Origin of the sequence: Streptococcus mitis (genome assembly GCF_946188695.1) — a bacterium.
Lineage (GTDB): Bacteria > Bacillota > Bacilli > Lactobacillales > Streptococcaceae > Streptococcus > Streptococcus mitis_DF.
Genome location: NZ_CAMHWI010000004.1, coordinates 1 through 20,162, shown reverse-complemented (window position 1 = coordinate 20,162; position 20,162 = coordinate 1). Strand labels below are relative to the sequence as shown.

Sequence of the window (20,162 nt, the reverse complement as noted above, 5' to 3'; positions counted from 1 at the left end):
TTTTTGCATTGCATTTGTTAAGAAAAGCAAAGAACATTGATATACATTTATACTCAATGAAAATCAAAGAGCAAACTAGGAAGCTAGCCGCAGGCTGTACTTGAGTACGGTAAGGCGAAGCTGACGTGGTTTGAATTTGATTTTTGAAGAGTATTAAATAAAAATTATTGTATGTTGTCCCCCTTAATTTGGAGTGATAAGAGAATAACTAGAAAGATTTGTGAATACAAACTATTTCTGATATACTAAATATACAGTAATAATGAATGATAGGATATGGGATGAAAGAATTTCAATTTGAGAGAAAGCAGCGTTTTTCTTTGAGAAAATATACAATAGGAGCTTGTTCGGTCTTGCTAGGAACGAGTTTATTTTTTGCTGGTATGGGGGCTCAACCCGTACAGGCTACAGAAACGACTTCAACATTAATTTCAAGTCATTATTTGGATGAGCAGGATTTACCTGAAAAGCTGAAATCTGAGTTGCAATGGTTTGAAGAAAATAAGATTGAGGTAAAAGAGGGAAAAGAATACTATTTTGTCTATCGAAAATTGGCTACAAGATTACCAGAAACAGGTCTGTTTTCTAATGATGGGATGTTTATCTTGGGAGCAGGATTATTATTGCTTTCCTTCACTTTAATCAAGAGAAAAAGGGGAGCGTCTTACTTCCTTGTGAGCGTCTTTGCTGTTGGTGGTTGGGTAGCATCCATCTCTGCTTTAGAAAATCTGGTAGAATTGCAACCAGCCCTTGTTAAGAGAGTAGAAGGTCAGTTTTTACCAAGTCCTGAAACAGTCCAAGGATATGAATTTACGGGATATTATTTGGTAAGAGATAGTGTTAGCAAGGAACTTTCTGTTGATAAGGTAGAGTCGCCAGCATTATCTCAAAAGGAGGAAAGTTTAGAACCTCAATCTAAGAAGATTGTACCACAGACTGCATCTCATTTTAGCTCGACTAAAGATCTTGTGCAATCTCCTCAACCATCTTACGCAGTTGAGTCTGTTTTAAATCCAACTTCTGAAAAAAGTATGAGTATTGAGTCTAAAAAAGTACCAGATGAAGGAATGAAAACTGTTATTGAAGACAAGCCAGAACTGGAAGTGAGGATAGGGGAGATAGAATTTGAAACTCAATTTCAGTCTGACCCAACTATGGCTAAGGGAGAAAAAAGAATTTCTATAGAAGGTGCCAAGGGACAAGAACGAATCTTAACAGAAGTAAGGGTTGTCGATGGTATTGTTACGCGAAATGAAGTAGGGAGAGAAGTGCTTCGTGAACCAGTTGCTCAGGTGATTTTGGTCGGGGCAAAAGAGAAGGAACTTCAAGAAAATGGTATAAGCCTAGCCCCGGAAGTCCAACCACCTCTTCCGTCTTATGAGGGCGGTGTTTCCGGTGAATCCTTGGTGGAGCCGTCCCTTCCATCTTATGAAGGCGGTATTTCCGGTGAGTCCTTGGTAGAACCAGCGCTTCCATCTTATGAAGACGGTGTTTCCGGTGAGCCTTCGGTAGAGCCGTCTCTTCCATCTTATGAGGGCGGTGTTTCCGGTGAATCCTTGGTGGAGCCGTCCCTTCCATCTTATGAAGGTGGTGTTTCCGGCGATTCTTCGGTAGAACCACCTCTTCCATCTTATGAGGGCGGTGTTTCCGGTGCATCCTTGGTGGAACCGTCCCTTCCCTCTTATGAAGGTGGTGTTTCCGGTGAGTCTTCAGTAGAGCCGTCTCTTCCCTCTTATGAAAGCGGTGTTTCCGGTGAGTCCTTGGTGGAACCGTCCCTTCCTTCTTATGATGGTAGTGTTTCCGGCGATCCTTCGGTAGAGCCATCTCTTCCGTCTTATGAAGGCGGTGTTTCTGGTGAATCCTTGGTGGAACCGTCCCTTCCTTCTTATGAAGGTGGTGTTTCCGGTGAGCCTGAGATACAGGAGGCTCTCCCAGAGTATAAAGAAGACACTCAACTTCCTCAGACTAAAGTGGAGACCAAAGCTGTTCCTTATGAAACCGTTTATGAAAAGAATGAGGAACTAGACCACGGCGTTACAAGAGTAAAAATTCCGGGTGTTGAGGGACAAGAACAAGTTACTACTACCTATACTAAAGATCAAGCAAGTGGAAATATTTCTGAGAATAAAACTGTCAAAATAGTAGCTAACAAAGTTGATCAAGTTGTAGAAGTTGGAACTAAACCGAGTGTTGAAACTACTGTCCTATCTCATAAAACGATTTACCAAGTGAATCCTGCTTTGGAGTTCAGACGACAGGAAGTAGCGGTTGCAGGGCATGATGGTTCGGTGGAAACTAGGACGAGTTATCAATTAGATAAGGCAACAGGTCAGGTGACGGTATCTGACACTACTAGACAAGTAAATCCAGCAGTTGATAAAGTGATTCAAGTTGGTAATGTGGAAAAAATAATACAACCGATTGCTGTTACTGAGGAGCGAAGAGAGGATTCTTCACTTGCTAAAAATATAGAAAAGGTAGCATCTGAAGGAGAAGTTGGTGAGAATACACTTACCAGAACATACGCTATCAATGAACAAACTGGTGAATTGGTTAATCCTCAAGAAGAGAGTCAAATAACAAAACCAATGAAACCGAGAGTTGTTTTAGTTGGTAGTCAGGAGGATAAACCACACTTACTTCCAGCTAATAGTGAGAGAGAAGATGCTGTAGATGTGTCTGCTCTTACTACAAGCGTGAGATCAGTAGATTTCTTAAATGACAGTAAACTAAAAGAACAGTTGGAGCCTGTCTATGATCCTCGAGATATTATAACAAAGAGAATTGCGCTCAGAAAAACACACCCAAATATCACTGACCAAGAAGTCAAAGATATGTTGCGCACAGAGTATCTTCAAAAACTATCAATTCAAGAAAGCTTTGATCAGACGAAGACGCAAGCTGAGTCAAGTTTCAAAAAGATAGCCTCGCATACATTGGGAATTATAGGAGATACCCCTGAAAATCGCAGCAAGGTCAAACAAGAGCTTGAGCAATACAAAGAGCAGATTTTGTTGGGACTGTCTTATATCAATCGTTTTTATAATATTCAATTTGGGGACACGAATATTCGTGATATTCTGGCCTTTAATCCAAGCTCATTTGGCAATAAGACAATGACCGCCTTGGATAGTTTGAAAAAATTAGGATCCATGTCTTATGAAGAGATGAAATTGACCAATAGTCCTCAAACATTTACAAAGTATTTATCTACTATTACAGGTAAGGCTAGTTTGAAGGAATTTTTAGACAGCAATCGCCAACTCTTTACGTCAGATGATGCGGATACCTGGCTTAAAAAATCTAGCCAAGCTATGATTGTTGAAAAACCATCTAAGGAAAATCCTTCAGCGCATGTCGGGTTGTATAGCAAGTTGACAGCTGGGGAAAAGGATCCTCGTAAACAAGAGGCTAATATGGCTGCTATTTTGGGACTTTTGAATGTGAAAGAACCAAATGTTTACGTGATTAGTAATATGGCGACAATTACTTATGGTAATATTGGTTCCTATATAGATACTTCTCTTACTCAGTCTAATCCAACTAAGTATCAGGCTGAGCTTGCTAGAGTCAAGTCTTTAATTGAAAAGGCGGCTGTACAACAAGCCAACTATGTTGATACTCTTTATCGTATAACAAAACCAGAAAATCGTGATAAGTTACTGACAAATCGCTTGATTATTGATACGATGAAGAAATATACAAGTAATCCGAATGCCCAGATTGATAGCACTTGGTCACCAGCTACTGGTAATGGAGCTGATAAGGGAGTCGACCAATTTATGACTCCTATGAATTACTATTCTCCAGTAAGTAAGGTGGGAGCTGAGGCAAATGGATTAGGTGTCCGTTACTTTATAGATAGAGTTCTGGATGATAGAGGTTCAGCGACTTATTCTCATGAAATGACGCACTTACTAGATAGAACGGTCTTGTTTAATAATCACGGTCGTCGAGATGGTACAGGAGCAGAGTTTTATGCGCGTGGTATTTTTGAAAACTCCTATAATCCAGAAAAGGATACTTATTTCAATCTCAACTTTGTATATGATGAGAGTGATAAGAATGGATTTTACAACAAAACACCTGATCGATTTAAAACAGCAGAAGATTTGAAATCTTATATGAAGGGAAGTTTTGATGTCCTTTATACTCTAGATTATCTAGAAGCAGAGGTAAGTAAAGGCTTATCTGCAGAAGACAAGATGAGTTATTTCAAAAAAATAATGCCGATTCCTTCAACAGGTCCTAGAACTTGGGTAGATTACCGTAATACAGCAGTTAAACCGACTCATAAGAGTGAGGAGATTCAAGCTCTGACCTTAGAAGATGCCAAAAAATTGACAGATATTGATAGTTTGATTGACAATCATATCCTGGTCAATCGTTATATCATTGCTGGTTTTTCAGATAAAGGTAAAATTGCAGCAAATGGTTATTACACCGTTGATATGTTTGATACTATTTATGGTGTTAGTCAAAATGACTCTGGTATGAGTGGGGACATCACCTTTAGAAAACAAGCCTTTGAACTTATGGGAGCTTTGGGCTATTATGAAGGATTTGTACCTTATGCGTCAAATCAATATAAAAACCAAGCTGAAGCGGCAGGAAAACCATTATCTGATAAGTATATTTTTGAAAAAATTCTAGGAAAAACATATGCGGAGTTCAAAAAAGATCAAATTAATGAACGTGTTGCAAAATTAGATAGCCTGAAATCTATTACGATAAATTACAACGGAAAATCAGAAGTAATTGCAAGTAAAGAAAAACTACAATCACTAATGAACGAAGCTGTTTTAGCTGAACTAGCCCAGATAAAAGCAGGAAATACCACGGCTAAAAAGTTTGAGTTTATAGAAACACCAGTGCAAAAACTGAAAAAAGCGATTTATAAAGCTTATCTCAAAGATTCAGATGACTTTAGACAATCGATTTACAATAGCTAAGACAAAAGGAACATCTCTCTGGAATGAACATTCAGAGGGGTGTTTTTTGGTCTTTTTTGAGGTTTGTATTGTTTATTGCAAATGATAGTTTGTATGAACATGGAGTGATTTTCAGACTTTTCCACAAATTATAGAATCTTTTCTGAGTATTTAGGGAGTGATGGAGGAAGTCTTGAAAGCGCTTTTGTTTTGTGCTATAGTCAAGTATATCGATTCGTTTAAAGAGGAATGCTTGTATGAGAAGAGAAGAAGTTTTACGAAATCACTGGTTTTTTAGCCAAGAGGTGGGGAAGGAAGAGGCCTTGGCGTCGGATTTTCAGAGGGGAAATTGGCAGGCTATTCAAGTGCCACACGACTGGAGTATTTACAATGATTTTGACCAGTATTCGCCAGCGCAAAATGAGGGTGGGCAGTTAAACGGGGGTCAAGCCTGGTACCGTACGCAGTTTTACTTGGAAGAAGATGCCAGTCTTGTATCGGTGCGTTTGTTGTTTGATGGAGTTTACATGAATGCCCAAGTCTATATTAACGGGCAAGTACTGGGCTATTATCCCAATGGCTACACACCTTTTTCTTATGATATCACGCCTTATCTAAGAAATGATGGGACGGCCAACCAGCTTGCGGTTTTTGTGGAAAATAAGCAACCTAGCAGTCGTTGGTACTCTGGTAGCGGTATTTACCGAGAAGTAAAATTATTGATTACAGATTCGGTGCATCTGGATTTATATGGAATTAAGATAGAAAGTCCCAAGCTAAAGGAACAAAGGCAATCTTGGGTGGAAACCCAGCTTACAAGCAAGGTTTCAAATGATGGGCCTCAGTCCGTGTCGGTGTATTTGGAGCAGAGTATCTGGTATGATGGCCAACAGCTGTCAGACTGGCAGGCGACTGATTCTGTAATGATTGAGTCTGAGGACAAATATTCTTTCCAACAAGCCATATCAATTTTTCAACCCTTGCTTTGGTATATTGACCATCCCTACCTTTACCAATTGAAGACTCGCCTTTATAAAAATGGCATTTTGGTTGATGAAGAAGAGGAGACCTTTGGTTACCGCTATATGGATTGGCAAGCGGATAAGGGCTTCTTTCTCAATGGTCGCTGTTTGAAGATTTATGGAGTTTGTCTGCACCATGACTATGGAGCGCTGGGAGCTGTGGAAAACAGGTCAGCTGCTGAGAGACGCTTGCGCCAGATGAAAGAAATGGGGGTCAATGCGATTCGAATCACGCATAATCCAGCCAGTAGTATCTTGCTGGATGTGGCTGCCAAAATGGGCTTACTTATCCAAGAAGAAGCCTTTGATACCTGGTATGGAGGCAAGAAAGAATATGATTATGGTCGCTTTTTTGAGGAAGAAGCGACTCACCCAGAAGCGAAAGCAGGCGATTTCTGGTCAGATTACGATTTGCGCACTATGATTGAGCGTGGCAACAACAATCCAGCGATTTTTATGTGGTCCTTGGGAAATGAAGTCAGCGAAGCAAATGGCGATGCTCATTCATTGAAGACTATCAAACGCTTGCTAGGAAGGGTAAAGGAGGTGGATGATAGTCGTTTTGTGACTATGGGAATGGATCAATTCCGCTTTGGCAATGGTTCTGGAGGTCATGAAAAGATTGCTGATTTGCTGGATGTGGTGGGTTTGAATTACTCAGAAGACAATATTGACGGGATTCGCAAAAGACATCCCAAGTGGCGTCTTTATGGGTCTGAAACCTCATCGGCTACACGGACGCGTGACAGCTATTTTCGCCCAGATAAGGAATGGGTTGGGGATAATCGTCGAGTGCGGAATTTTGAACAGTCGGACTATGGCAATGATCGGGTTCCTTGGGGGAAGACAGCGACAACTTCTTGGATAGCAGATAGGAATCGGCTGGACTATGCAGGTCAGTTTATCTGGACAGGAGTGGACTATATCGGTGAGCCGACTCCTTGGCACAATCAAAATGATACGCCTGTAAAGAGTTCCTATTTTGGGATCGTGGATACGGCAGGGATTCCTAAAAATGACTATTATCTCTATCAAAGTCAGTGGTTGGACCTAGATCAGCATCCCATGGTTCATATCTTACCCCACTGGAATTGGGAAATCCACAAGAGTTATCAACAAGTTGTGGATAAGTGTGGGGATATCCCTGTTCGAGTGTATTCAAATGCTGGTTCAGTAGAGCTATTTCTCAATGGAAAATCCCAAGGCAGAAAGAATTTTCAGGAAAAATGGACTTCAGATGGTAGAAAATACCAAGAGGGAGCAAGTTCTGAACAACTTTATCTCGAATGGCGTTTGGCTTATCAACCAGGAGAATTGCATGCTGTAGCCTATGATTATCAAGGTCAGATTGTGGCAGAAGATAGGGTGGTGACTGCAGGTAAGCCAGCCAAAATCGGGTTACATGCCGAGAAAACAAAACTGGAGCCAGATGGGCAAGACCTCCTTTATCTCTATTTTGATGTATTGGACAAGGATGGAAATTGGGTACCGAGTGCTTCCAATCAGCTTCATTTTAAAATTGAAGGCCCTGCTCGTATTGTAGGTGTGGATAATGGTAGGCAGGCTAGTCGTGAACGTTACCAGGCTCAGAAAAATGGTCGGTTTAAGCGGCAAGCCTTTCATGGCAGAGGTGTCCTTTTGATTCAGAGTTTAGATCAGGCAGGTCACGTAAGAGTAAAAGCCAGTGCCAGAGGGCTAGAGCCAGCAAGTTTTGATATCTTAGTGGGAGAGGCTTTGGCTACCCAACCAGTGAGAAATAAGCGCTTATTTGAGATTCGAGTGGACAAGCAGGCCGGATTACAAGAAGGAGATTCCCCAGCTATTGGATTTTATCCACAAACTGTGGATAACCCTGTGAACAAGGTGGGGAATAGTGAAGTGATTTGGGAGACGAGTGGTAGTGCCCACGCCATTATCAAGCAGGGAGTGCTTTATTGCTTGTCTGCAGGGGACTTGGCTATTCGCGCCTTTTATCAAGGGAAGGCCTATCAAACTCATTTTCAGGTGGCAGAAAATACCTCACTAGGGCAGGCAGTTTCTGTACGATCACTTCGCTTGTATACAGCTAAGGGAACTTATCCACAGCTGCCATCTTCAGTTTTGGTGGACTATGAGTTCGGTGGTGCAAAACGAGTCAAGGTTGTTTGGGAGGCAATCTCCGAAGAAGATATAGCAAGCTTTCATAAATTTACGGTATCTGGTCATCTTGAGGGGCTGGATATAAAGGCTTCTGCTCAGGTTTGTGTCCAAGGGATTTGCGCTATTGAGCCTGAAAAGGTTTGGACGCTTGTCAAGGAAGTCCCACATTTACCAGATCGAGTCAAGCTAGTCTTATCAGATGGCAGAAGAGATACGGCCAAGGTGACTTGGGATGAACTCGAACCTCAAGTCTATGCTCAGGTAGGAGAAAGTGTGCTCACAGGACAAGTAGCGGGCTGTGAGTTGCCAGCAACAGTCACCATTCATGTGACAGATGTCAGTGTAGATGGGGAAGTTATTTCCGATCAGTGGACAGGATCCAACCTGCCTCTGGTCTTTGCTTCCCATTCAGAGCCGAATCACCCAGCCTCATATCTCAATGACAAGGTTATTGCTCGGAAGAAATCGACAGCCAATACTTGGATTGCCAAGTCAGAGCAAGCCAGCGTGGGTATTCTGTTTGGAGATGCAGGGATTTTAAAACCGCGATTTGTGGATAACCTGACCTTGTATTATGTTGAAAATCAAGAATATGTGGCCGTTGAGCCGACCTTTATCGATTATTATGTAGGGAATGAGCCTGCCTTGCCTCGGACTCCCAACCATTTGGACAAGGATTCTCTACTCAAACAAGAGGAGAATTGGCGCCCTGTATCAGGCATCCGAAAAGTGTCAAGTGACAAGGATGAAGAGCTTCGTTTTGAATTTGATAAGGTGAAGACTTACGCCCTTCGTCTTCGATTTGAAAGTTTGACTAGTCCCCTAGCCTTAACCGAATTGCAAGTATATGCCAAAAAAGTAAAGAAAAGTGTAGATAGGAAGTAGTATGGTAAGAGAAATAAAACCGCATGGGCCCTTGCCTAGTCAGGCCCAGCTAGCTTATTTAGAGGATGAACTAGCAGCATTTATCCATTTTGGGCCAAATACCTTTTATGATCAGGAATGGGGGACAGGTCAGGAGGAACCTGAACGCTTTAATCCGACCAGGTTAGATGCGCGTGAGTGGGTTCGCGTGCTCAAGGAAACGGGCTTTAAAAAGTTGATTTTGGTGATCAAGCACCACGACGGCTTTGTCCTCTATCCGACAGCTCACACAGATTATTCGGTCAAGGCCAGTCCTTGGAGGAATGGAGAGGGAGACTTGCTCCTTGAGGTGTCCCAAGCTGCCACAGAGTTTGATATGGATATGGGGGTCTACCTATCACCGTGGGATGCCCATAGTCCCCTCTATCATGTGGACCGAGAAGCGGACTATAATGCCTATTATCTGGCTCAGCTGAAGGAAATCTTATCAAATCCTGCCTATGGCAATGGAGGGAAATTTGCTGAGATCTGGATGGATGGTGCCAGAGGAGAGGGCGCTCAAAAGGTTAATTATGAATTTGAAAAATGGTTTGAAACCATTCGTGAGCTTCAGGGCGATTGCTTGATTTTTTCAACAGAAGGCACTAGTATCCGTTGGATTGGCAATGAACGAGGGTACGCAGGTAATCCCCTGTGGCAAAAGGTGAATCCTGAAAAATTAGGGACAGAAGCAGAGTTGGGCTATCTTCAGCATGGGGATCCTTCAGGCACGATTTTCTCAATCGGTGAGGCAGATGTTTCCATTCGGCCGGGCTGGTTCTACCATGAAGAGCAGGATCCTAAGTCACTTGAGGAGTTGGTCGAAATCTATTTTCACTCAGTGGGGAGAGGCACACCTCTCTTACTCAATATTCCGCCGAATAAAGATGGGCTCTTTGATGCAAAGGATATTGAACGCCTCTATGAATTTGCGGCCTATCGCAATGAGCTCTATAAAGAAGATTTGACTCTGGGAGCTAAGGTATCTGGTCCAGCACTTTCCGCAGACTTTGATTGTCGCCATTTGACAGACGGTCTTGAGACTAGTTCATGGGCAAGCGATGCAGACTTGCCCATCCAACTAGAACTAGACTTAGGGGCGCCTAAAACTTTCGATGTTCTTGAGTTAAGAGAAGATTTGAAGCTGGGGCAACGAATCGCTGCTTTTCATGTGCAAGTAGAGGTGGACGGCGTCTGGCAAGAATTTGGTACGGGCTTCACAGTTGGTCATAAGCGTCTCTTGCGAGGTTCGCTAGTAGAGGCACAGAAGGTGCGCGTAATGATTACAGAGGCACAGGATTTACCTGTACTGACCAAGATTTCACTCTATAAAACTCCTAGCTTATCAAAAACAGAAGTTGTTCAGGGGCTAGCATTTGCAGAAAAAAGTCTAGCTGTGACAAAGGGAGAGACTCTTCATTTTAGGATTGAACGTAGCGAAAGTAATACTCCTTTAGAGGCTAAGATTTCGATTCAACCGGGGACAGGTGTCCATGGTGTCGCCTATCAGGACGAAATTCAAGTCCTTCAATTCCAAGCTGGGGAATGCAAAAAAGATTTACATCTACCAACCCTGTATTTTGCTGCTGATAAGACCTTGGATTTCTATCTGAATCTGACTGTTGATGGACAACTGATTGATCAAGCTCATATTTTAGTTGAAACGAGATAAAATATCTTCACAATTCATTTCCTTTTCGAATAAATAGATAGAACCATCGAATCTAGTAAAATTAGATTTAAAACTGTGGTATAATAAGAGGAGGAAATGGATGACTTTAAGACATCCGGGCATCAGCCCAACCAATGACTTGGTAGCTAAGAAAATCTTTAGCAATCCAGAAATCACTTGTCAATTTATCCGCGATATGCTGGAATTACCAGCCAAAAATGTGACCATTTTGGAGGGAAGCAATATTCATGTCTTACCTTCCATACCTTACTCGGCGCAGGATTTCTATACCAGTATAGATGTTTTGGCGGAGTTGGACAATGGGACACAAGTAATTATTGAGATTCAGGTGCATCATCAGAATTTTTTCATCAATCGCCTGTGGGCTTACCTTTGCAGTCAGGTCAATCAAAACCTTGAAAAAGTTCGCCAACAAGAAGGCAATACTCACCAGAGTTATAAACATATCGCACCAGTATACGCTATCGCAATCGTGGATAGCAACTACTTTCAAGATGATTTAGCCTTTCACAGTTTTAGTATGCGAGAGGATACGACAGGTGAGGTCTTAACCATCACAAACAATGGACAAGAAAACCATCTGGTTAAGATGGCATTCTTGGAATTAAAAAAATACAGAGAAACCAGCAAAGATGAGGTTCGCAAGCCGTGGTTGGAGTTTTTCGGGAACAAACCTTTTACCCAGCAACCCGAGCGAGCCATCAGCCAGGCAGATCAACTGCTGGACTACAAGAGCTGGTCCGAGGAGGACAGGAAAATGTTTAGTCAACTACGTATGCGCGAAGAACAAGCCTTATTAGCGCATGACTATGCCTTGGAACAAGCTGAAGAAAAAGGCTTAGAACGTGGTCTTGAACGTGGTCGTGCAGAAGGTATTGAACAAGGTTTAGAGCGCGGGAAAGTTGAAGGAAGGGAAGAGGGGAAACTCTTTGCCTTCTTAGACATGGTTCGCCAACATGCTTTAACTTCCGAATTTGCGAGTGAGCAATTAGGTATGACCGTCGCTGAGTTTGAGGCCTTGTTGTAAGTAGAAAACGATGACATGTTACCGAAATGAGGTAGCATGTTTTATTTTTGGTTCATGTGTTTTACGGATAATTTTTTCTTATGCAGTGTAAGAATAGTTTATTTCACCCTTCAAACTTATTTACTTTTACACTAATCCTATATGAATGCGCTATCTTTATGAATGGAATTAAAATAAAAATAAATTTGTTATAAAAATATGTGAATTATTTATTTATAAAAAACGAAAAAACATACCGGATTAATTTATCTGAGAATTCCCTAATTTTGCAAAAACTTTTTAAAATTTTTTTGGAAAATTTTAAATCAAATCATTTGCATATATATTGAAAATAAGATAAAATGTAAATTGTAGATCTCTACATACAGGTGTCATGTGGAAATCAAATTAATTAACCTTACAAAAGGAGAAAAGAAAATAATGGAAAACAAACCATCTATGAGTCGTGTTGAACGTCTGCACCGTGAGAAGGTCACTCGTTACTCGATCCGTAAATATAGTTTTGGGGCGGCTAGTGTAGCGGTCGCTGCTCTTTTCATGTTCTTAGGTAATGGAGCTGTATCTGTTCAAGCGGATCAAATCCAACCTGGAGATACAGCTGCTGCTCAGCCAGCAACTCCAACTTTGGATAAGACCCAACTTGAAAGCTACATTTCAGAAATTGAAACAAAACTTTCTAACGGTTCTTACGATAACAAAACAGAAGAAAGTGTTGCAGTATTAAAAGCTGAACTAGAATCTGCAAAAACTACATTAGCGAACGCAACTACTCAAGCTGAACTAAAAACAGCTTACAGCAAACTTGTCACTACAGTTAACTCTAAATTAAAAAACAAACCTGTAGAGAAAAAAGAAACTCCAGCAGTAGATACAACTGAAGGCAAAGAAACTGTAGGTAAAAAAGCAGAAAACACTGAGAAAAAATCAGAATCTAACTCAATCGAAAACACAGGATCTAATGATGCTCGTAATGGCCAAGCATTAGACAAAAACAATGCTTTCCGTGCGGAAACTGATACAGAAAAACCAAAAGTATCAATCGATTATGATGATCCAGCATCTAAAACATTCTGGATAACTCCAACAGAAGAAACAAATATCACTGGACGTATCAAGATTACAGATAACAGTGGTAAGATTGTTAAAGGTTGGATGCAAAAAATGGGTGGTGGAACCGATACTAATATAGGGTATGGATTAAACAACTCTAATATTGATGGTGAAACAACAGCAACAGCTGACCAACCAGCAACACTTTCTGTTACAGGAACATTACAAAAACTTCACCCTAATGGGAAACCATGGCCTAATGGGTCAACAATAGTATCACGTAAAGTTCGTGCTAAAGATGCAAGTAACAATGAAATCGACAACGAAGGTGCATCTGATCCAGATTATCAAGTATTCTTCAAAGTTCGTTCACAAAACGTAAAATACACAGAAGATTTAGCGAATAAAGCTGCAAACTTTGATAAAGTTGCGGTAGCTGATCCAGCACAACTTCAACAAGCAGAATTAGATAAAATCAAAGCTAAATTACAGGAAGGTGACGGAAACAACCTTAACAGTAAGATTGATACAGTTACTCAAAAAGGTGATAAAGTTGTTATTACTTATAACGATGGAACAACAGCTGAACGACCAGTAACTGATTTTGCACGTGTAAACACAGCACCAACAGCAGAATTTCCTTTCTCTAATGCAGCAGCTAAAGAAATTTATGTTTACGGTGCAGAAGAAAACTCATTTGATATTAAAATCAAAGATGATAGTAAGAAAATTGTAAGTGCTACTTTAAACCAAGGTGGTAACAGAGCTTTTGCTGAAGTTCCAGGTGCAACAAATAAAATTAGTACTCAATATGGATATACAGCGAATACTATTACTGCTGAGACACCAGCAACAGAAGCATCACCAGCAGTTATTACTTACTCAGGTACACCAGCACCAGAAGGGAATTTTACACAAGACAAACTAGATGCAGCGACTAGAGGAGAAACTCCTCCAGGTGTAGTTTTAGGATGGCGTTTCTTACGAGTTACAGACGCTGATGGAGGAGAAATTACAGGGAGAGCAACAGGTGCAGATGATCCAGGTTCCTTCGTTGTTGTACTTAAACCTCAAACTCAAAAATATGATGTTACAAAACCTGAAAACGAAGCTGCTAAAGTACCAGTAGTTGACGCTAATCACGTAACAGATGCAGAGTTTAAGAAACTAGTTGGTGAAAACAATGCCAATATCAAACTTCACTATTCTAAAAAGAATGCAGACGCTAACTTAGTTGCGAAACAAGGTCAAAATGTTGACGATAAAGAAGCCAAGATTAAATCTGTTACAAAAGTAGATAACAATATGGTGGTAACGTATAAAGATGGATCTACAGATACATTACCATTAACTGACTTTGCGCGTACAAACCCAGCTCCAACAGTAGAAATTCCGTACTCAGTAGATGGTAAAAAAGACGTTTACGTGTATGCGAACGAAGATTTTGAAATTCCTGTTAAATTTACAGATGATTCAGGAAAAGTAGCATCTGCTACAATTAAACGTGGTGGGAATCAGGATTCACCAGCTAAAGATGAATCTAATCCTGATGTTTTAGATAATGAGTACAATACAACAGTTGAAAAAATTTCTACTGAAACAGTAGCGACAGCAGAAAATCCAGCTATTGTAAAAATTAAAGGTAACATTTCAAAAGATAACTCTGGAATTCCTGAGAGTAAATTCCCTAAAGAACCAGCTCAAGAACTTACAATTGTAACTCGTTATGCAACAGCTACAGATACTGATGGTGCATATATCGATAATAATGCAACTTCTAAGTCATATGCAACTGACCCAGGTTCATTTACTATTAAACTAAAAGCTCAAACAGCAAAATATGACATTAAAGTTCCAGAGACAAAAGTTCCTGTAGTGGATGCTAATAATGTCACAGAAGCTGAGTTTAATGAGATTAAGAAAAATATTAAAATTCAATACTCTACTGAAAACCCAGATAAAAATCTAGCCGACAAAAAAGGTAAAGAGGTAGATAATCAAGATGATCGTATTGAAAGCATCACTAAAGATGGAAACAATGTTGTAGTAACTTATAAAGATGGTTCTATCGATAAAAAACCATTAACTGACTTTGCACGTACAAACCCAGCACCAACAGTTGAACTTCCATACTCAAATGCTGACAAACGTCAAATCTATGTTTACACTGGTGAGAATACTGACTTAACATTCAAAGCTTCAGATGATGCAGAAGTTAAAGATTTGTACCTACGTGGACCAGGTGGTGTTGGAACTGATAACACTGCAAATTATGGATTTACAACAGGTAAGATTGATAACGATGTAGTTACAAATGGCGAAGGAACAGTATCTGACGATAAGAGAACAGCAACTATCAAGATGACTGGTGTTACAACACTTACAGCTCCAAACCAATGGACAAGTTTTGTTGTTGCCAATGACAACGATAATGCAAAGTCATTCCCAGCAGATCAAACTTATGATGCTTCAACTGATGATGCAGTACGTCAACAAAAACCAGGATATGTTCAGTTCATCGTTAAATCTCAAACAGACAAGTACGATATCAAGGCGCCAACTGAAAAAGTAGCTGTAACAGATCCAGCTAACGTTACAGAAGCAGAATTAGCTAAAATCAAAGAAAAATTACAACTTGAGCACAATAAGAATAATGATGATGCAAACATCTCAAAAGATGCTCCAGTTACAGATAAAGATGCTAAAATCAAGTCAGTAACAAAAGATGACCAAGGAAATCTTGTAGTAACATACGCAGATGGTTCAAAAGATCCAAGACCATTATCAGAGTTTGTAACCTTAGACAAACAACCAGCTATCGATGAGGTTAATAAAGCAGCTGAGAAGCAAATTGAGGCTATTAATAAAACTCCAAATGCTACTGATGAAGAAAAAGCAGCAGCAATTGCAAAAGTAAATGCTGATAAAGACAATGCTCTTGCTGAAATAGCAAAACCTGAAGTTACAACAAAAGATGCTCTTGATAAAGCTCAAACAGCAGGAACTGATGCAATCGCAAAAGATAACCCAGTAGTAGCTAAAAAAGATGAAGCTAAGAAAGCAATCGACGATGCATTGACAGCTAAAAACAAAGAAATCGATGCTAGTCCAGATTTAACTCCAGAAGAGAAAACTAAAGCGAAAGAAGTAGCAAAAGCGCAAGCAGATGCAGCAAAAGCTGCAGTTGATAATGCAACTACAAATGCAGCAGTTGATAAAGCTAAAGCAGATGGAACTACAGCAGTTGCAGATGTAACTCCAGTAGCCAAAGCGGAAGCTAAGAAAGCAATTGCAAAAGCATTAGAAGATAAAAATAGCGAAATTGATAAGCGTACAGACTTAACTGATGAAGAAAAAACAGCAGCTAAGAAAGAAGCAAAAGATAAAGCTGATGCACAATTAGCGAAAATTAATGAACAACCTGATGCAGCAGCTACGCCAGAAGCAGCACAAACGGCACAAACAGCAGTAGATGGTGCAAAAGATAAAGGTGTAGCAGATGTTAAAGCTGTAAATCCAGTAGCTAAAGCTAAACCAGAAGCTAAGAAAGCAATCGATGAAGCGTTAGAAGCTAAAAACCAAGAAATCGATGCTCGCACAGATTTAACTCCAGAAGAGAAAACTAAAGCTAAAGAAGTAGCAAAAGCGCAAGCAGACGTAGCTAAAGGTGCTGTTGATGCAGCAACTACAAATGCAGCAGTTGATAAAGCTAAAGCAGATGGAACTACAGCAGTTGCAAATGTAACTCCAGTAGTTAAAGAAGCGGCTAAAAAAGCAATCGCAGATGAATTAGCAGAAAAAGAAAAAGCAATCGATGCACGTAAAGACTTAACAGATGCAGAGAAAGCAAAAGCTAAGGAAGAAGCACAAGCGAAAGCAAAAGAAGCAACAGACGCTATTAACAAGCAACCAGATGTAGCAACTACACCAACAGCAGCTAAAACAGCACAAGATGCAGTAGATGCAGCTAAAGCTAAAGGTGTAGCAGATGTTAAAGCTGTAAACCCAGTAGCGAAAGAAGCAGCTAAGCAAGCAATCGCAGATGAATTGGCTAAGAAAGTTGGAGAAATCGATGCACGTCCTGACTTAACTGACAAAGAAAAAGATGCAGCTAAGAAAGATGCTCAAGCAAAAGCTAAAAAAGCGACAGATGCTATTAACGCACAGCCAGATAACGCAGAAACACCAGAAAAAGCAGCAGAAGCACAAACAGCAGTAGATGGTGCAAAAGATAAAGGTGTAGCAGATGTTAAAGCTGTAAATCCAGTAGCGAAAGAAAAAGCTAAAGAAGAAATCGCAAAAGAGTTAGCTAAGAAAGAAGCAGCAATCGATGCACGTCCTGACTTAACTGACGAAGAAAAAGCAGCAGCTAAGAAAGATGCGCAAGCAAAAGCTAAAGCAGCAACAGATGCAATCGACGCTCAACCATCTATCGCAGAAACACCAGAAAAAGCAGCAGAAGCTAAAAAAGCAGTAGATGGTGCAAAAGATAAAGGTGTAGCAGATGTTAAAGCTGTAAATCCAGAAGCAGTTAAGAAACCAGCAGCTAAGAAAGCCATTGACGATGCACTTAAAGCTAAAGTAGACGCAATTAACGCACGTGAAGACTTAACTCCAGCAGAAAAAGATGAAGCTAAGAAAGCAGCAGAGAAAGCAGCAGATGATGCTAAGAAAGCAATCGATGCAGCAACAACAGATGTAGCAGTAGATGCAGCGAAAAATGCTGGTACTGGAGAAGTTGCGAAAGTAAATCCAGTAGCGAAAGAAAAAGCTAAAGAAGAAATTGCAAAAGAGTTAGCTAAGAAAGAAGAAGCAATCGACGAGCGTAAAGACTTAACTGACGAAGAAAAAGCAGCAGCTAAGGAAGAAGCTCAAGCTAAAGCGAAAGAAGCAACAGATGCGATCGATGCTCAACCAGCTAATGCAGAGACACCAGAAAAAGCCGCAGAAGCTCAAAAAGCAGTAGATGGTGCAAAAGATAAAGGTGTAGCAGATGTTAAAGCTGTAAATCCAGAAGCAGTAACTAAACCAGCAGCCAAGAAAGCAATCGAAGATAAATTAGCAAAACAATTGGAAGACATTGCTAACACTCCAGATGCTACTGATGAAGAGAAGAAAGTTGCAGCAGATGCAGCTAAAGCTCTAGCAGAAGAAGCTAAGGAAGAAATCGATAAAGCTGGAACAGATGCAGAAGTTAAGCAACTTCAAGAAAAAGCTGAAGGTGAAATTGAAAAATCTGTACCAGTTGTAGAAGATAAACCAAATGCTCGTAAAGCAATTGATGAAGAAGCAACAGCTAAGAAAGCAGAAATCGATGCGCGTAACGATCTAACTCCTGAAGCTAAAGCTAAATTAAAAGCTAAAGTAGATAAACTTGCGGAAAAATCTAAAGCAGCAATTGATGCAGTAAGTAGTGTAGACGATGTTAATACAATAGAAGAAGCTGATAAGGCGGCTATTAAAGCAATTGGAGAAGTAAACAGACCAATTGATAAAGTATTAGTAAAAGATCCAAGTGCATTAACAGATGAAGAAAAAGCTAAAATCTTAGAAGAAGTTAAGAAAGTTAACCCAACAGCTAAAGAAGTTAAATATGATGAAAATGGAAACATCGAAGTAACAACAGAAGCTGGCGATAAAGGAATTATCAATCCGACAAAATTAGTGAAAACTGAGGACCAGTTAGATAACGGTAAAGGTGGAAATGATATTAACAAACCACTTGATAAAGTTATCGTAAAAGATCCATCGAACTTAACTGACGAAGAGAAAGCTAAGATTGTTGCTAAAGTTGAAGAGGTAAATCCAGATGCTATCGTAACAATCGATGAAGATGGAACTGTTTCTGTTTCTACTCCAGAAGGTAAAACTGCAGCAATTCCAGCAGCAGAATTAGTAAGAACTAAAGAAGATACTTCTAACCCAGATGCAGGAAATAGTAAAATTGTTAAACCAGCAGACAAAGTAGCCGGTGAAGCAAATGATCCGGATGATCAAGCTAAAGTAGAAGAAAAATTAAGAGAATTAAACCCAGAAACTAAATCTGTTAAATTTGATGAAGATGGTAATGCGACAGTTACACTGAAAGATGGAACTACTGCGACAATCCCATCAGAAGATTTATTCAAATCAGAAGTAGATGTAACTAAACCAAATGCAGGAAACGACATCGTTAAACCAGCAGATAAGACAGTAGTAGCAAATCCAGAAAAACTTACAGACGCTGAGAAGAAAGCGATCGAAGATAAAGTTAAAGCTGTAAATCCAGATGCAACAGTAGTTGTAGATGATAAAGGAAATGCGACAGTCACAACACCAGAAGGTAAGACAGCTGTAATTCCAGCAGCAGACTTGACGAAAGATCCAGAAGCTGCAACTAAACCAAATGCAGGTAACGACATCGTTAAACCAGCAGATAAGACTGTGGTAGCAAATCCAGAAAAACTTACAGACGCTGAGAAGAAAGCGATCGAAGATAAAGTTAAAGCTGTAAATCCAGATGCAACAGTAGTTGTAGATGATAAAGGAAATGCGACAGTCACAACACCAGAAGGTAAGACAGCTGTAATTCCAGCAGCAGACTTGACGAAAGATCCAGAAGCTGCAACTAAACCAAATGCAGGTAACGACATCGTTAAACCAGCAGATAAGACTGTGGTAGCAAATCCAGAAAAACTTACAGACGCTGAGAAGAAAGCAATCGAAGATAAAGTTAAAGCTGTAAATCCAGATGCAACAGTAGTTGTAGATGATAAAGGAAATGCGACAGTTACAACCCCAGCAGGTAAGACAGCCGTAATTCCAGCAGCAGACTTGACGAAAGATCCAGAAGCTGCAACTAAACCAAACGCAGGAAACGACATCGTTAAACCAGCAGATAAGACTGTAGTAGCAAATCCAGAAAAACTTACAGATGCTGAGAAGAAAGCAATCGAAGATAAAGTTAAAGCTGTAAATCCAGATGCAACAGTAGTTGTAGATGACAAAGGAAATGCAACAGTCACAACCCCAGAAGGTAAGACAGCTGTAATTCCAGCAACAGACTTAACTAAATCACCAGAAGAAGCAGCTAAACCAAATGCAGGTAATGACATCGTTAAACCAGCAGATAAGACTGTAGTAGCAAATCCAGAAAAACTTACAGATGCTGAGAAGAAAGCGATCGAAGATAAAGTTAAAGCTGTAAACCCAGATGCAACAGTAGTTGTAGATGATAAAGGAAACGCAACAGTCACAACCCCAGAAGGTAAGACAGCTGTAATTCCAGCAGCAGACTTGACAAAAGATCCAGAAGCTGCAACTAAACCAAATGCAGGTAACGACATCGTTAAACCAGCAGATAAGACTGTAGTAGCAAATCCAGAAAAACTTACAGATGCTGAGAAGAAAGCGATCGA

The 20,162-nt window shown here is 40.3% G+C and carries 5 protein-coding genes; all 5 read left to right on the top strand.

From position 1 onward, the window contains the following. Nucleotides 1-281 precede the first annotated feature (281 nt). Nucleotides 282-4,952 (top strand): ZmpA/ZmpB/ZmpC family metallo-endopeptidase, encoded by a 4,671-nt coding sequence (locus tag N8L33_RS02875; RefSeq protein ID WP_261058343.1) that lies wholly within the window; start codon nt 282-284, stop codon nt 4,950-4,952. Between the two features lie 236 nt (nt 4,953-5,188). Beyond that, nucleotides 5,189-8,977 (top strand): DUF4982 domain-containing protein, encoded by a 3,789-nt coding sequence (locus tag N8L33_RS02870; RefSeq protein WP_261058341.1) that lies wholly within the window; start codon nt 5,189-5,191, stop codon nt 8,975-8,977. A 1-nt stretch (nt 8,978) separates the two neighbouring features. Further along, complete coding sequence (locus tag N8L33_RS02865; RefSeq protein WP_261058340.1) at nt 8,979-10,667, top strand: alpha-L-fucosidase; 1,689 nt, start codon at nt 8,979-8,981, stop codon at nt 10,665-10,667. A 100-nt stretch (nt 10,668-10,767) separates the two neighbouring features. Then, nucleotides 10,768-11,715 carry an Rpn family recombination-promoting nuclease/putative transposase gene (locus N8L33_RS02860; protein ID WP_261058339.1) on the top strand — a complete coding sequence of 316 codons (948 nt, stop codon included), beginning with the start codon at nt 10,768-10,770 and terminating at the stop codon, nt 11,713-11,715. 420 nt (nt 11,716-12,135) lie between these two features. After that, nucleotides 12,136-20,162: DUF1542 domain-containing protein (locus tag N8L33_RS02855; RefSeq protein ID WP_261058338.1), on the top strand; the 8,027-nt coding region annotated here is incomplete at its 3' end.

What these genes read in the sequence shown, in the direction of transcription:
- N8L33_RS02870 (WP_261058341.1), top strand. Translation starts at nt 5,189, where the DNA reads ATGAGAAGAGAAGAAGTTTTACGAAATCACTGGTTTTTTAGCCAAGAG.
- N8L33_RS02875 (WP_261058343.1), top strand. Translation starts at nt 282, where the DNA reads ATGAAAGAATTTCAATTTGAGAGAAAGCAGCGTTTTTCTTTGAGAAAA.
- N8L33_RS02865 (WP_261058340.1), top strand. Translation starts at nt 8,979, where the DNA reads ATGGTAAGAGAAATAAAACCGCATGGGCCCTTGCCTAGTCAGGCCCAG.
- N8L33_RS02860 (WP_261058339.1), top strand. Translation starts at nt 10,768, where the DNA reads ATGACTTTAAGACATCCGGGCATCAGCCCAACCAATGACTTGGTAGCT.